Below are 13,800 nucleotides of genomic sequence, written 5' to 3'. Positions count from 1 at the left end.
TTTAAAGGTTATTTTACTTTTTCATCAAAAATCTTCTCTACTGCATCTACATTGTCATAGGTCACATATAGAATGTAATTCCCTTTGGTTTTTAACACATTGTTTTTTACTTTTTCATATTGCTCCGGGAGATAGCGTTCCCAGGTTTGAATTTGTGCATCTAATTCTTTTTGCAACGACGCCTTCAGGGTATCCACACTCTTATCATCCTTTGCTTTTAAAACGATGATTTCATCTGCATTGATATTAAACATAGAGATATACATTGAACCTTCTGCAAGCAACTCTTTATCAAGCCCAGTTCGTTCAAAAAACATTTGTCCAAATAGATCGTCAGTTGCAGTATCCACTAAATTTGTTTCCACGTACCCTTGAAGAATTTGTTCATCTGATTGTCCATCATCAAAACCTGCATCTTTTATATCTTGTACAATTTGTGCCTTAATACTAACCATTATGTCTTTGACTTTGACGTCAGGCGTAGATGTTCCACCTTCATTTTTCCCTGTACTTGAACAGCCCACCATTGCAAAAACAACCAGTGCACCTATCAATATTCCAAGCATTTTTTTCATAAGAAAGTTCCTCCTCTATTTTTCAACTTACCACTATGTGGACTGTCGGCTAATTTGACGAACGAAGGCTTCTTTCGTTTCACCATTTTACGTATTTTTTTATAAGTGATGAAGACGCCTGATAAATGTAGTCAAATGCGTATATAAGAAAAGTGCAGAACGGCTTGTAAACATTTCATTGATTCTGCTACGGCGCATTCGCTTCATTTACTCAACTTACATAGGTTAAATAACCAAATAGCCCATACGTTCTCACTAAATGAAAATAGAATAGGCGCATGAATGAATTCATGCGCCTAGGAATAAATAAAAGCGGTCTTTTACTTTTATAAAGCACTCTGTCCCTTTTTCCCCCTCCTCCACACCGTGCGCGAAAGTTTCCCTTCCCACGGTGTTCTATTTATCAGGTTCTGTCGCTTTCTTTTAGCTTTTCTAGGTATTCGCTTAGTTTCTTGATAACTGACATTTTCAATACACTGTCATAATTCTTATGTTGTGAATCCTTTTGTGGCATTCAATACAAAGAGTGGCTAAATTCCTCGTCTAATTCGTTTCATTAAGTGGTACGGACGGTTGTGGTGAATATGAACAGAAAATCCTTCTTCAACTAAACTGCCTCGTTAATTTAAGAACGTGATTTTAAAATCATCAAATTATACTTTATTCTTACGTTATCGAATTACATACTCATAATTTTCCCCGTTGGCTGTTATTATTGCTTTCAATGGTTTACCATCTTTTTCTATACTTGCTGGAACAGAGGTTAAAAAATGAACCACTCTAGTCTGCAATGGTTTAATAATCGAGTTATTCAAACTAGTGAATTTACTCTCTCCTACTCTTTCAAACCTAGTAAATGAGCTAAATTCTTCTCTATCATCATAGATAATTTTAATATCCATAAAATCACCTGCCTCAGATAACTCAGTAGATGATGTATTTCTTACAGTTACTAATATATCTAACCAAATTTCACCCTTGTTACCATTAAACATATACATAGGAGTAATAGGTGCAACTCCTAAATTTGATGGATAAATTATTTCCCCCAATTCATTACTTTGTATTGTAAATTCAATATAATCTTGTACTACTACTTTATCCTTCATTTTAACTTCTGATGGTTCAAATATCTCATTGCCATATGACACTTTATTTGTAGTATGCCTTAAAGTATCTAATGACTGTGTAGCAAGAAATATTATGACAGTTGCTATTAATATGACAGTGATAGTATTGTATTGCCAAACACGATTATTTTTAAGATCACGTTTTTTGATTATAACTGTATTCTGCAATACTTTATTTCTTAATAGACTTTTGGATTTGTTTGTCATCTTTAATTCTTGTTCCAACTCACTAAATTGTTCATCTAAGAAAGTTTTCATAGGTAAACCCTCCATTTAATAATTCATTTTTAAGATCTGCTAAAGCTCTTTTTAAAGTCATTTTCACTTTACTTTCAGACCAGTTTAGAATGATAGATGATTCCTCCGTAGAGAATTCTTTTAACTTCCGTAAAATGATCACATGTCTGTAAGAAGGTTTTAATTGTTGAATGGACCTATATAATTGTTCAGTTTGATCATTCATTACTACAATTTGTTCAGGTATTGGTTTGTAGTCTTGTTCTGCTAATGTTATACCCAAATAATGTTGTAACGGATGTTTTTTTCGAAAGTAGTCATTTATCACATTAAAAGCGATAGAGAATAACCACGTTTTCACCGTCGATTTCTGTTCAAATTTATGTTGATTTTTATAAGCTTTTATAAAAGTTTCTTGCGTTAAATCTTCTGCATGTTGGTAGTCTTTCAATATTAATAGTATGTAGGTTAAAATGGATTCGCCATATTCATCAAACCATTTAGTTAATTCTTCTTGCTCCACAACGTTCACCTCTTTCTATATACTTAGACGTAAATTAAAATGAAAGCGTCACGTTTTTCAAAAAACTTATTTAAGAGTTGAAAATAATTTTTATCATCTCATCAAGATTTATGATTATACAAACAAAAAGAGCATTAATCCATTATTGGATTAACGCTTCTAGCCCTCTAGGATATCCAGACCTCCAACACACTTATTGAACTAACCTGCTTCGTTAGTTTAAGTGAAGTCCGTAACAATTCCACCTATTTGCATTTGACTTGTTGAACTAAACTGCTGCTCTACTTAAATGAGAAAATAGAAAATACAGCAGCTCACCACTTATTAACTTCGTTGACAATCTTTCGAATAATCAGTGTAACTATTGGTTCATTGCTGGAAATAATGTCAACCTTATGTTCGATACAAGACAATGAAAAATGCTTTAATTTTTTATCTGACAACATTGTTTACTGTAGTAAACAGTTGAAAAAATTGGACCTTTGATAAATACGGAAATTCTCTCCCTCATAATAATTGTATATAATATAAGGCTCTCTTGTTGGCATTCATCTAGTTGATGTTACTCCACCAGCACAGTTTTTCTCAGAGTCAAAATCGTCAATTGTAAATGTTAAACTATACTAGTGGAATAGTAAATTAATTTTAATAAGATAGGATATGTTTACCAAAAAAATGCGGAAGCTAGAGCGATTCCAGCAATTGCACCCAGAGCGATACCAAATCCAAATCCGGATCCTCCAAACCCACCAAAAAATCCTAAGCTATAGCCACCAAGGTTTTCATCAGGTCGAATCCAGACCATATTTCTACTAACTCTAGTAATTTCCCCCACGTGAACCCTACCATCATTACAAGTAATTCTCACTCGTTGACCATGAAACCTACAACATTGATTATATAAAACAGATTGATTCATTTTTACCCTCCTTTCAAGACTACTTACAGACGTGTCCTTATATAACATATGCAGTTGATAAAATTGTGTATCAGACAACCGTCTAGAGAATGAAAGTTGAAGGTAATTTCAGTTTTGTAAAACAAGGCAGAGATGCTTGCAGAAATTCCAAAAACAGAATTGTCTTTTAAATTTGTTGATTATGGGAGGAACAGTCATTGTAGTAGGAATAATATTTCCTTATGTTTTGCGACATTTAAATGCACGGTAACCGATGAAATCCCGGTTATGGAGTATAAATTCGTTATGCTCCTCCCATAACTCAAAGAGTTCCATATTTATGTTCTTCGATGAATTTATGTCATTAATTTCACTTTGTATAAGCTCAGATGGAGTACTTATCATTTCAACTTGAGTTAATCCAGCTTGATGTAGCCGCAATATCCATTCATCTTTCTCTAATATTTCATTGATGCCGTATAGACTACATGCTTTTTTTTGTTTTTCTTCTGGCAGGTATTGTTCAGCTGTCATTTCAATCATGATTAAAGTCCCGTCACTTTTTAAAACTCTGAAAAGTTCCTTTAACGTCTTCGAAATATCAGTAAAAACGATAACAGACTCGGCTATAATTAAATCGAAGGAATTATCTACAAAATCCATATTTTGTATGTCTCCTTTAATCACCTTGACTGTTGCTTCATTTTTATAAAATCGTTGCCTAGCTTTATCTACCATAATTGGGTGATTATCAATCGCTATCACTTGACAATTAAATCTTTCTGCTATGAAAGCTGCAGTTTGTCCTGTTCCACAACCTATATCTAACACAGATTCATTTGGTTGAATTTTTTCAACTTCCAGTATAGATTTGGTTAGACTAAAACCTCCAGGATGTGCACCACCAATTCCTAAATAAGCCAATAAATCTAAATAAGCATTAGACACTGAATTTCCCTCCTATTATTAATATAGCTATAGTATGCTTTTAAATCATATCTATAACTCAATAGGTAAGTTTTGATAATTATAGTAATCGTTGATCTTTACCATATTTAAATAATTCTAATCCAAAATTTAACAACTGACATGGAAAGTATTTGAATCCGATAAACATATTGATGACTTTTCCCTTCAACTTCATTCTTCTTCGGTGATAAATTTGGTTTTAATAAGGATATTAAAGAGGATATCCTTAGTAGATCCCCAACGTATGTATTCTAAAAGCTCAAGGATGTACTAGTAGTGGAAAGTTACGGATACCTCAAATTTTTTCAATTGAAAAAAGCAACCAACTCACACTTAAGGGAAGATCACTTTGTTAAAAGAGAAGATGCAAAATGAGATTGCATAAAGAAGTTTAGTAGTTTATGAATGAATGTTTGTCTAACAAGCCATGTTAGTCATCAAGGAAGAGTTAGTGGAGGAAGTTATACAAACAATTAACGAAGCCTTCCCTATTTTAAGCAGCTCTGAGGGGTACTTATCTCACAAACAGCACATTGTATCGCCGAACCCTTGTTGATGTTCTGAAAGTAAAAATAGACCATCGATATGATGGTCTTGTTTAACAAAAGCATCGTTAGTGTAAAGGTTGAACCTCTATTCTTGATTCAAGTGCCATAGCTTTTCTAAAGGAATATCAGACTCTTTGAAACCATATTTAGTTAACATAATTCGGTCTATCGCTTGTTCAGGATTTTCTTGATACATCTTTATAATAACTTCACAATGTGCCAATGCTAAATGTTCTGTAAGCATTCGTGCAAATTCACCAAGTATTTCTCTATGTTCATCTTTAATAGGTTCTTTTGAGTAATATGTAGCAGATACATAATTAACACGTTGGTTATCTTCTTCATAAATTAGCTTTGGCATTTCAAAATCTTCAAATGTTGCAGGTCGAAATTCATCTAATATGACTAAAGGATAGTGTTGTTTGCCAATTCGGACATTCCAAACTTCAAAGTCTTTTAATCTTATTTTACGTTCAAAATAATCAATCAAAATTATAGTTCCGCCTTCCGTTAAAAAACAATATAAATCTCCAAAACATTCAAAGAAACCTACCAACTACTTTAATATTTCTGCCAAAATAGACTAATAGGCGAGTGCACTTTTTAAGCAATAACCTTCGGTAGTTCAATAAAGGATATTCCCCATATAATACCTACTTCGATTACCTTCCATTTATACCTTCTTCTTAAATAAACTGCTGCTTTAGTTTAAGTGCAACATTTCACAATGGATTGCCGTTGATGATAATAATCTAACTGTTGTTCCAGTAATTTCTGTAGCTTATAGGAATGTAATTGCGTTAGAATTTTCTCCTCAAAATTAGGGATTTCTCGCCAGGACTCCAAGTGATGCACTAGCCCCTACTTTTTAGAATTCATAAATTAATTTGCTCCTGCCAAGGAACACATGATAAATAAAAAATGTCATGCTATGGAAGAGTCTCCTCGTTCTATTTGGCCTAACATTGTTTTACTGACGCTTGTTATTTCTGAAACCTTATCCAGACTTAATTTATTAGCCTTTCTGTATGCCTTCATATTTTTAGCTACCACCACATGTACTTCCTTCAAATCGTGTCCCCTATTTTTCATTTACATTATAACGTCTATATTGTACAATATAAAGCACAAGTCACTATAAAGCATTTTTGTGCTTTATAACATACAGGGAGTGCAGTCATTATGTCCATGTTGTCACTATTGGTTTATGCATTTGTCGCAAGTTTCACACCGGGTCCTAATAATATTATGTCGTTGTATTACGCCAATAAATTTGGTTTGAAACAGACTTTCAGATTTTGCTTAGGGGTAGGTTTTGGATTTTTTATTTTACTATTATTCGCTAATTATTTTAGTGTTGCATTAAATACCGCTTTTCCAGAAGTTGAGTTTATTATGAAATTATTTGGTTGTCTCTATTTACTTTATCTAGCTTATAAAATAATTACGAGCAAAGTTAGTAAAGAACAACAATTTAATAATCGATATAATAATTTAAAATCAGGCGCTATGTTGCAATTCATCAATCCTAAAGCAACTATTTATGCCATTACAGTCACGGCCACATTCGTTACACCCTTTTATCACCATTATTTGACTCAGTTTCTATTTGTGATCTTGTTAGCTGTGATTGGATTCATAGGGACATTCAGTTGGAGTTTGTTTGGGTCATTATTCAAGAAGTTGATTGCTAAATATCAGACCGTTTTCAATACCATCATGGCTTTGTTACTTGTTTATACTGCGGTTACCATTTTATTTCATTAAAAATCACCTTGAAAAAAGAATATACACTCAGCCTTTCAAATCGTATCCGCTTTATGAAATCATTTTTTCGTTGGTCCCATGAAGAAGGATACCTGAGTAAGAATCCAACTTCCAAAATTAAAGAGCCCAGAGTAGGTAAGCGGATATCCAAGTATTTAACCGAACGGGAGGTTGAACACCTTCGTGAACCCTGTCATTCCCAAGTGGAAAAAGCGATTTTTGAATTCATGTTTTCTAGCGGTTGTCGAATTGGAGAAGTAGTTGCTAGAAAAGAATCATATTAATTGGTTCAATCAATCTGCGAACGTTAGAGGAAAAGGCGACAAGGAAAGGGAAGTTTATTTTAATATATGGTGCGACATATGGCTTAAACGCTATATAGAAAGCCGTAATGATCAAAACTCTGCTATTTTTGTAACAGCCAGACAGCCACACAAAATGAGTGTCGCCGAAATGCGATACATCATCAAGCGGATCCCTCAAACTCGTCTTGTTAAAGCCCATTAAATTATCTACAAAGCACCCAGTTTTTTATCGTCGGTATGTAACACACCTATTATTTACCATTTTTCCACACAAAAATAGTGGGTACATTTAAAATGAAAATGGCTTTTTAGATTCTATTTTGAACTACCTTTTTTATTGCTTTACAGAAGTCATGTTCTATCATTGGCTTCTTTTCTAATTAGGAGGAACAAAAGATGCACTAAAATTTCTTATCCTAAAAACGTTCTTGTTGAGAAAGGTATTGATGAAGCGTTTCGATAAATGATTTTAATACTTTAGTCTCATAGGTGGTATTTGTTAAGATCGAAAAATTACGTTTAAATGGTAATCCTTTTACTTTAATAATTTTAATATAATGATTGTGCAGCTCCTTTTCAATAGCCCAGTTGGATAGTAGAGAAATGCCAAGTCCAGCTTCAACAGATTCTTTTATCAGTTGGGTACTGCCGAACTCCATTAATTTTTTCGGTGTCATTTCATATTTTCGAAATAGGTTTTCTGTAGCTTCTCTTGTACCAGAGCCATTTTCTCTTACAATCCACGTTTCTTCCTCTAATTCCGAAATTTTAATTTCCCTTTTCTTTTTTATTAAGTGATGATCAGGAGAGGCCACGACGACCATATTATCTTCTGCTACTATCTCGGTAACCAACTTTTCCCCTTGAAAATGCCCTTCAATTATTCCAATATCCAACTGATGGTTCGTTACTAGATCAATGATTTCTTTTGTATTATGTATCGCGATAGATGGACTTATCTCTGGATATAGATTTTGCAGTCTAGCAATAATATGTGGCAAAATATATTCTCCAAACGTATAGCTTGCGCCAATGGAAATGGAACCTATTGCTTTATGTGTTAAGTCATCGATTAAACACTGCATTTTTGTGTAAAGACCTAATATTTCTTTTGCATGAAGAAATACAATCTCTCCAGCCTGATTTAATCGAACATATTTATTAGTTCTCTCCAATAGCCTGGTCCCTATTGAATCTTCCAATGCACGTATGTATTGACTTACCGCTGGTTGTGTCAGGTGAAGTTCTTCAGCTGCTCTTGAAAAACTCTTCTTTTCTGCAACCATAACAAATACTTGTAAATGAAAATTCACAGATAAAATACCCCCTTGCAATAAATTCCTATTTTTGATTTACATTATAGCAATGATTTTTTACTTTTCTATTAAAAAAGTGAATATTATTGGAAATAATAAAGTTATGCAGTAAAATACGAGACTTTAGGCAGGCATAGTAACTACTCTTGATTGTTCAACTTAAATAAATGATTTATTCGATTTAACTTATCATCCTCATTATAACTTGTTATTTTCCTTATCCAGGAAACAAGAGTAATCTGAAATTGTAAAAAGTAAATTGAGGTGATGATATGGTGAGTCAAAATTTAGCCAAGATAGATAAGGTTGGCGTACCGAGGAAAAAGCCTTCGCCAAATTCTACTTTAGGCTTATGGTTTGGAGGTATTGCCTTTACATGTGTGATTGCGGCAATTGGTTTTGCGCTATCTACAATTCCAGGATTTGATCGTGTAGGTTCTTTAGCGATTGCCATCATAATTGCGGTCGTGTACCGGCAAATTTTTGGTTACCCTGAAGCGATTCGTAGCGGCATCCAATTTTCTGCCAAACGTTTTTTACGCTTTGCTATTATATTATTTGGCTTGAAACTAAATATTGATGTTGTTATTCATCAGGGAATAGGTCTTCTTGTTCGGGATGTAGGAGTTATTGTGTTTGCTATCCTGGTGACTGTATGGTTAGGGAAACTTTTGAAGGCTAATTCATCATTATCATTACTACTTGGAATCGGAACAGGAGTATGCGGAGCCGCCGCAATAGCAGCTGTTTCTCCTATAATAAAAGCAAAAGATGATGATACAGCTATCGGTGCAGGTATTATCGCACTTGTAGGAACCATTTTTTCAATAACCTACACTATTTTGCTGCCTCTTCTTCCTGGAACTGCTATCCATTACGGGATATGGAGTGGAATCAGTCTCCATGAAATTGCCCATGTTGCGTTGGCAGCGGCTCCAGCAGGTCAAGATGCTTTAGCTATAGCCCTGTTGGCGAAATTAGGCCGTGTTCTTCTCCTTGTACCACTTAGTTTTATCTTAATGTATTGGATAAATAGAAATAATGTCGAGAACACAGAAGAAACAAATATTGAATTTCCTTGGTTTCTAATAGGCTTTATTCTTATGAGTCTATTCGGAAGCTATGTTCTTGGTAATTACATTCCAATCTCAAATGGTGTTTCAAACGGAATTTCAACTTTCACATCATTTATCCTTACGGCAGCAATGGTGGGTCTCGGCTTAAATGTTAGTATTCGAGATCTTCGGACAAAAGCATTACGACCATTAATTGCAATGAGCATTACATCTGTTATTCTATCCATCATAACGTTCTTTATTGCTTAAATCGCCTGCTGCGTTAGTTTAAGTGTAACATTTCACATTGTATCGCTGAAATCTTATGGATGTTTTGGACTAAGAGATAGACCATCGAAATGATGGTCTATTTTACTAAAGCACCCGTTAGTTGAACAAGCACCTTCTGTTCGAAATGCGTAATTTAACATTAAACTTTTTACACCTTCCCATTATTTAATTTATAATGATAGTAAGGGGTTGATTTTTTTGTTGAATATTAAAGATCTAAGTACAACCATCTATGAAGATATTATTATTACTAATTTGACTGGTTACATATCCATTACTGATGTAAATACGTGGTTTAATTCATTTGAGAAAACATGCTATTCTTTTATTGGTCAAGGAAAAAAGTATAAGTTGTTAGTTAATCGTAAAGGTTATACCCCAGAACATTTTTCTGTACAAAAATTGTGGAAAGACAAATTTTTCTCAAATAATATACTAGAGAACGTTATTGCGGTCGCTTTTTTATTAGAAGAAGGGGACATTCTAAGTCACCTTGAACATACCAATACCAAAGACAACGTAAAATTTTCAAGTAACTATGACCAATTATTTGACTGGCTTAGTGCTTATAGATATTAGATTCTTATCTCTGTAGTGCCAAAAGGCATCTTTTTTATTTCACATTTTGTTGTCAAATGCGACATAAAAACTCCCCTTCTCTTATTCAACTATTCTGCTGCTTTAGCACGATATGAAAAAAGTCAAAGGATCCAAAACTATTTGGGTGCCCTTATAGGCGTACCGCATCAAGAAAAGGTAAGAAGCGTGCAGGGATATCAGTTGTTCATGTATTTTAAGAATCACCTATTATCTCCTAACACGCAAAGAAATGTACTTAGACTTAGGTGAAGATTACTTTGACAAGCAAAAAGAACAATCGAATTTTCATGGGAGTTGAAGAACAAACCGTTTGTATATTTATTATGGTAGATAGATTTCAGATATGAAAACAACTTCTCCATTCTTTTCGAATAGTTGAAGCAAGCCTCTATGAGTAACAACCTTTTCCCAATCTACTTGGATTATTGAAGTAGCATTCTCCACCAAAAAAATAGGAATATTTCTAGAAATGCTTAAGGTTTGAGTACCTCCCTCTGTTACCTCTAAACGAAATCCATTTGGTGCATTCTGATCTCTTATTTTCTCAGTAAAGGTAATATTTAAATTCAGTATATCTCCTTTAATCTCTGCATTATTTAACATAGCAGTTTTGGATTCTATAGTGAGGTTAACTATTTCATTCATAGCATAAAAATTATTTTGAAGAACTATAGATGACTCCTCAAGTGTTCTCATTTTCATATCTAGTTCCTCGTGTAAAAGTTGTTGTTTTTCCATAGCTTGATTCAGTTCCAAAATTCCACTTTCTAATTTATTTATATCATTCTCATAATCAGTTAAAGCAACATTTTTATTCGTACAACCAACAATCAACAATAAAAAAATCAAATAAAACAATATAAACAAAGCTTTCTGTTTTTTCAAGTTACCCCTCCAAATTTTGAAGTAATCTACCCTTCACTTGAAATCCTTATTCTACTTCGCTAACCTCCTAAAAATACCTTCTTTTTTAACTAGCCTGCTGCGTTAGTTTAATAATAGAATCAAGTTAAAATTTTATTCCTAAAGAAGGACGATTGTTAGAGAGTGTAGAATATATATGATAATACCAAAAATGGGGGGATTAATATGAAAAGTGAAGTTTGTGTTATAAGCATTTACGTGCCAAATTTAAACAAAGCAGTCGACTTTTATACGAATACTTTAGGTTTTGAATTAGACAAACAGTATGGCCCTAAGCTTATATCACTTGTACACGGAGAATTACCACTTGTTTTAGAAGAGAACGATAATGCAACCTATAATCAAGAAATTTCAGGAGTTGTATTAGGATTGCGAACTGAAGATATTTATGAAAAAGTTAAATTCTTAAAAGAGAAAAAAGTGAATTTTATTATAGACGAACCAACTAATTGCCCTCCAGGAAAATATATTAGTTTTAGAGACCCCTTCGGAAATATTTTAGAATACCTCCAATTTGAAAATTTGTAACAAATATAAAAAGTCTAACATAATTGTTGGGTTTTTTTATTCTTCTTATTGAAGTAAAGCACCCGTTAGTTGAATAAGCACCTTCTCATTTATTACACATTATGGTCGTACTACGACATTGTTCTTCTTCAGCGTTTTATTCCCAATAACGCACCTCCCTTTTTCGTTGCGTAATTTTTGCTTCTTTTTATCAAAACTTGTTGGTTAAAATAACTTTGTAATTATCAATCCTAGAGATATAATTATGGGAATAATCGGAGGAGGAATAAAAATGAAACAAGCTGCTATCCATCAATGGCATAAAAATCATAATAAACGAAAAGCAGAATTTCATAAAAACCACGAAATTGAAATACAACGTGGTGAAAATGGGAAAGGTTTGTTAGCTAAATGGGAAAGATTTTTTTATAACAATGTCATTTCTCCTCTAAAGAATGTAAAATAATACCTATTGATTGAACTGTCCTTTTGGCACAGTTCATTTTTTTGTTTCGAAATTTGTGTCAAATTCGATATAAAAACTCCCATTTTCTTCTTCAACTAAACTGATGCGTAAGTTTAAGTGTAACATTTCACATTGTAACGCTGAAGCCTTCTTAATATTTTAGACGTAAAAATAGACCATCAATATGATGGTCTTGTTTCACTAAAGTACCCGTTTGCTTAATAAGAGGGTGTAGAAATTCTGTGTCCGTGTCTATAAGAAAATCAACATCTATTTCGGTATCATAAAGAATCTGATCCATATTATGTAGTCTACAAAATACACTAGGGAAGTCTCTAGATTTTATTAAAGCGTCTTTGCCATACATACGTTAAGGTAATAAAGATGTAGATGCAAAGTGTAATGATTGTTACGATGATGGATGTCGTGAAAATGATTCCAATCAGGATCGTTATTAAAGCGATGATTGCTGCCCAAGTCGTATACGGGAACCATCTAACTGAATAGGAACTTGTTTTTCCGGGCTGTTGTTTACGTGAATTCAAATGGGCTAAGGCAATGATCAACCAGATGAATAATACGGTATATCCCAGCGATCCCATCAGGAATTCGAAGGTCTTGCTTCCAGCAAATAATGAAATCAGTACACCTCCATATAAAGCGGAAGTACACATTAATATTGCGTAAACAGGAACTTTCTTCTTGGATAAACGTGAAAAAATTTTCGGAATGCGACCGTCCACGGCTTGTGTATACAGGACGCGTGATGAACCATACAATCCAGAGTTCATCGATGAAATGATCGCCAGTAGAACAACGGTGTTCATAATATGGTCTGCACCTGGAATCCCTATCATTTGAAAGACCATCACAAACGGACTTTCAGGCACCCCGTTTACTTCGTTCCAAGGAATTAAACTAACGATGATGAAAAATGGAATGATATAGAAAGAAATGATCCTGATCAATGTACTGCGAACGGCTTTTGGAACCACTTTTTCGGGATTTTTCGTTTCTGCCAATGTGACCCCGATAATTTCTGTACCGCCATATGAATAAATTACCACCAACATCGCCGTGATTAAACCTGTTGATCCATTCGGAAAGAAACCGCCATGGTCAGTTAAGTTAGAGAAACCGACAGCTGTATGATCACCAAAAGTCACGAGCAGTAACAATAATCCTGCCATTATGAACACAATGATGACGGTAATTTTAATTAAAGCAAGCCAGTACTCCGTTTCAGCAAAAACCTTTACTGATAGCAAGTTGATTGCTGTAACTAACACTGAAACAGCTAATGCCAGTATCCAGATTGGATATTCAGGCAGCCAATATTGAATGAAAATAGCCGCAACAACTGATTCGGCCGTGATGTTTAATACCCACATTTTCCAATAGATCCAATCAAGGAAATAGGCAGGATACTTTCCTAAAATAGATTGGACAAGATCCCTGAATGTTCTTGCACCGCTATTGCGGACTGCCATTTCAGCTAAACCTTGCATGATGAATAATAGAATGATGCCCCCTATCAAGTAAGCAATTAGTATGGATGGGCCAGCCATATCAATTGCTGAACTGCTTCCTTTAAATAAACCTGCCCCAATGGCACCGCCTAATGCCATCATTGTAATATGTCTTGAAGTCATTGTCCTCTGTAAATTCCGTTTGTCAGTTTCCATATCC

15 protein-coding genes and 1 pseudogene are annotated in these 13,800 nt (G+C 34.0%); 5 read left to right on the top strand and 11 right to left on the bottom strand.

Going from position 1 to position 13,800, the window contains the following annotated elements:
- Nucleotides 1–8: 8 nt before the first annotated feature.
- From KD050_RS00210 to KD050_RS00180, 7 genes and pseudogenes are all read right to left on the bottom strand, one after another.
- On the bottom strand, nucleotides 9–575 hold the full coding sequence (locus KD050_RS00210) for a DUF4358 domain-containing protein (protein WP_211894283.1): 567 nt from the start codon (nucleotides 573–575) through the stop codon (nucleotides 9–11).
- A gap of 671 nt (nucleotides 576–1,246) precedes the next feature.
- Nucleotides 1,247–1,963 carry a hypothetical protein gene (locus tag KD050_RS00205; protein ID WP_211894282.1) on the bottom strand — a complete coding sequence of 239 codons (717 nt, stop codon included), beginning with the start codon at nucleotides 1,961–1,963 and terminating at the stop codon, nucleotides 1,247–1,249.
- On the bottom strand, nucleotides 1,944–2,465 hold the full coding sequence (locus KD050_RS00200) for an RNA polymerase sigma factor (RefSeq protein WP_211894281.1): 522 nt from the start codon (nucleotides 2,463–2,465) through the stop codon (nucleotides 1,944–1,946). The genes KD050_RS00205 and KD050_RS00200 overlap by 20 nt, the downstream gene beginning before the upstream one ends.
- 664 nt (nucleotides 2,466–3,129) lie before the next feature.
- A complete protein-coding gene (locus tag KD050_RS00195) occupies nucleotides 3,130–3,384 on the bottom strand; it encodes a hypothetical protein (protein WP_211894280.1) in 255 nt (84 codons plus the stop codon).
- Nucleotides 3,385–3,603: 219 nt separating this feature from the next.
- Nucleotides 3,604–4,311: a class I SAM-dependent methyltransferase gene (locus KD050_RS00190; protein ID WP_211894279.1), complete on the bottom strand. Its 708-nt coding sequence runs from the start codon at nucleotides 4,309–4,311 to the stop codon at nucleotides 3,604–3,606.
- A 654-nt stretch (nucleotides 4,312–4,965) separates the two neighbouring features.
- Complete coding sequence (locus KD050_RS00185) at nucleotides 4,966–5,370, bottom strand: hypothetical protein (RefSeq protein ID WP_211894278.1); 405 nt, start codon at nucleotides 5,368–5,370, stop codon at nucleotides 4,966–4,968.
- A gap of 443 nt (nucleotides 5,371–5,813) precedes the next feature.
- Nucleotides 5,814–5,972 (bottom strand): annotated as a pseudogene (locus tag KD050_RS00180) (helix-turn-helix domain-containing protein); the annotation flags it as partial.
- 90 nt (nucleotides 5,973–6,062) lie between these two features.
- On the opposite strand from KD050_RS00180, the gene KD050_RS00175 reads away from it, so the two are divergent.
- Nucleotides 6,063–6,647: a LysE family translocator gene (locus KD050_RS00175; protein WP_211894276.1), complete on the top strand. Its 585-nt coding sequence runs from the start codon at nucleotides 6,063–6,065 to the stop codon at nucleotides 6,645–6,647.
- Nucleotides 6,648–7,368: 721 nt separating this feature from the next.
- Here KD050_RS00175 and KD050_RS00170 read toward each other — a convergent pair.
- On the bottom strand, nucleotides 7,369–8,265 hold the full coding sequence (locus KD050_RS00170; protein ID WP_211894275.1) for a LysR family transcriptional regulator: 897 nt from the start codon (nucleotides 8,263–8,265) through the stop codon (nucleotides 7,369–7,371).
- A gap of 275 nt (nucleotides 8,266–8,540) precedes the next feature.
- Here KD050_RS00170 and KD050_RS00165 point away from each other — a divergent pair, with 275 nt between their 5' ends.
- Nucleotides 8,541–9,593, top strand: coding sequence for a YeiH family protein (locus KD050_RS00165; protein WP_211894274.1), 1,053 nt, complete (start codon nucleotides 8,541–8,543; stop codon nucleotides 9,591–9,593).
- Nucleotides 9,594–9,812: 219 nt separating this feature from the next.
- Nucleotides 9,813–10,193, top strand: coding sequence for an STAS/SEC14 domain-containing protein (locus KD050_RS00160; RefSeq protein WP_235753883.1), 381 nt, complete (start codon nucleotides 9,813–9,815; stop codon nucleotides 10,191–10,193).
- Nucleotides 10,194–10,535: 342 nt separating this feature from the next.
- Here the strand turns inward: KD050_RS00160 and KD050_RS00155 are convergent, their stop codons facing one another.
- Nucleotides 10,536–11,099: a hypothetical protein gene (locus tag KD050_RS00155; RefSeq protein ID WP_211894273.1), complete on the bottom strand. Its 564-nt coding sequence runs from the start codon at nucleotides 11,097–11,099 to the stop codon at nucleotides 10,536–10,538.
- Between the two features lie 204 nt (nucleotides 11,100–11,303).
- Here KD050_RS00155 and KD050_RS00150 point away from each other — a divergent pair, with 204 nt between their 5' ends.
- A complete protein-coding gene (locus tag KD050_RS00150; RefSeq protein WP_211894272.1) occupies nucleotides 11,304–11,666 on the top strand; it encodes a VOC family protein in 363 nt (120 codons plus the stop codon).
- A 271-nt stretch (nucleotides 11,667–11,937) separates the two neighbouring features.
- The gene (locus KD050_RS00145; protein ID WP_211894271.1) at nucleotides 11,938–12,111 is read left to right on the top strand and encodes a hypothetical protein; all 174 of its coding nucleotides are present in this window, start codon (nucleotides 11,938–11,940) and stop codon (nucleotides 12,109–12,111) included.
- 151 nt (nucleotides 12,112–12,262) lie between these two features.
- On the opposite strand, the gene KD050_RS00140 is transcribed toward KD050_RS00145, so the two are convergent.
- The gene (locus KD050_RS00140) at nucleotides 12,263–12,412 is read right to left on the bottom strand and encodes a hypothetical protein (RefSeq protein WP_211894270.1); all 150 of its coding nucleotides are present in this window, start codon (nucleotides 12,410–12,412) and stop codon (nucleotides 12,263–12,265) included.
- Nucleotides 12,413–12,446: 34 nt separating this feature from the next.
- A complete protein-coding gene (locus KD050_RS00135; protein ID WP_211894269.1) occupies nucleotides 12,447–13,796 on the bottom strand; it encodes an amino acid permease in 1,350 nt (449 codons plus the stop codon).
- Nucleotides 13,797–13,800 lie beyond the last annotated feature (4 nt).

The sequence above is a fragment of the Psychrobacillus sp. INOP01 genome, assembly GCF_018140925.1.
In the GTDB taxonomy this organism is placed as follows: domain Bacteria; phylum Bacillota; class Bacilli; order Bacillales_A; family Planococcaceae; genus Psychrobacillus.
The sequence above is the reverse complement of the archived record's forward strand: the minus strand, read 5'-3'. Positions and strand labels throughout refer to the sequence as shown.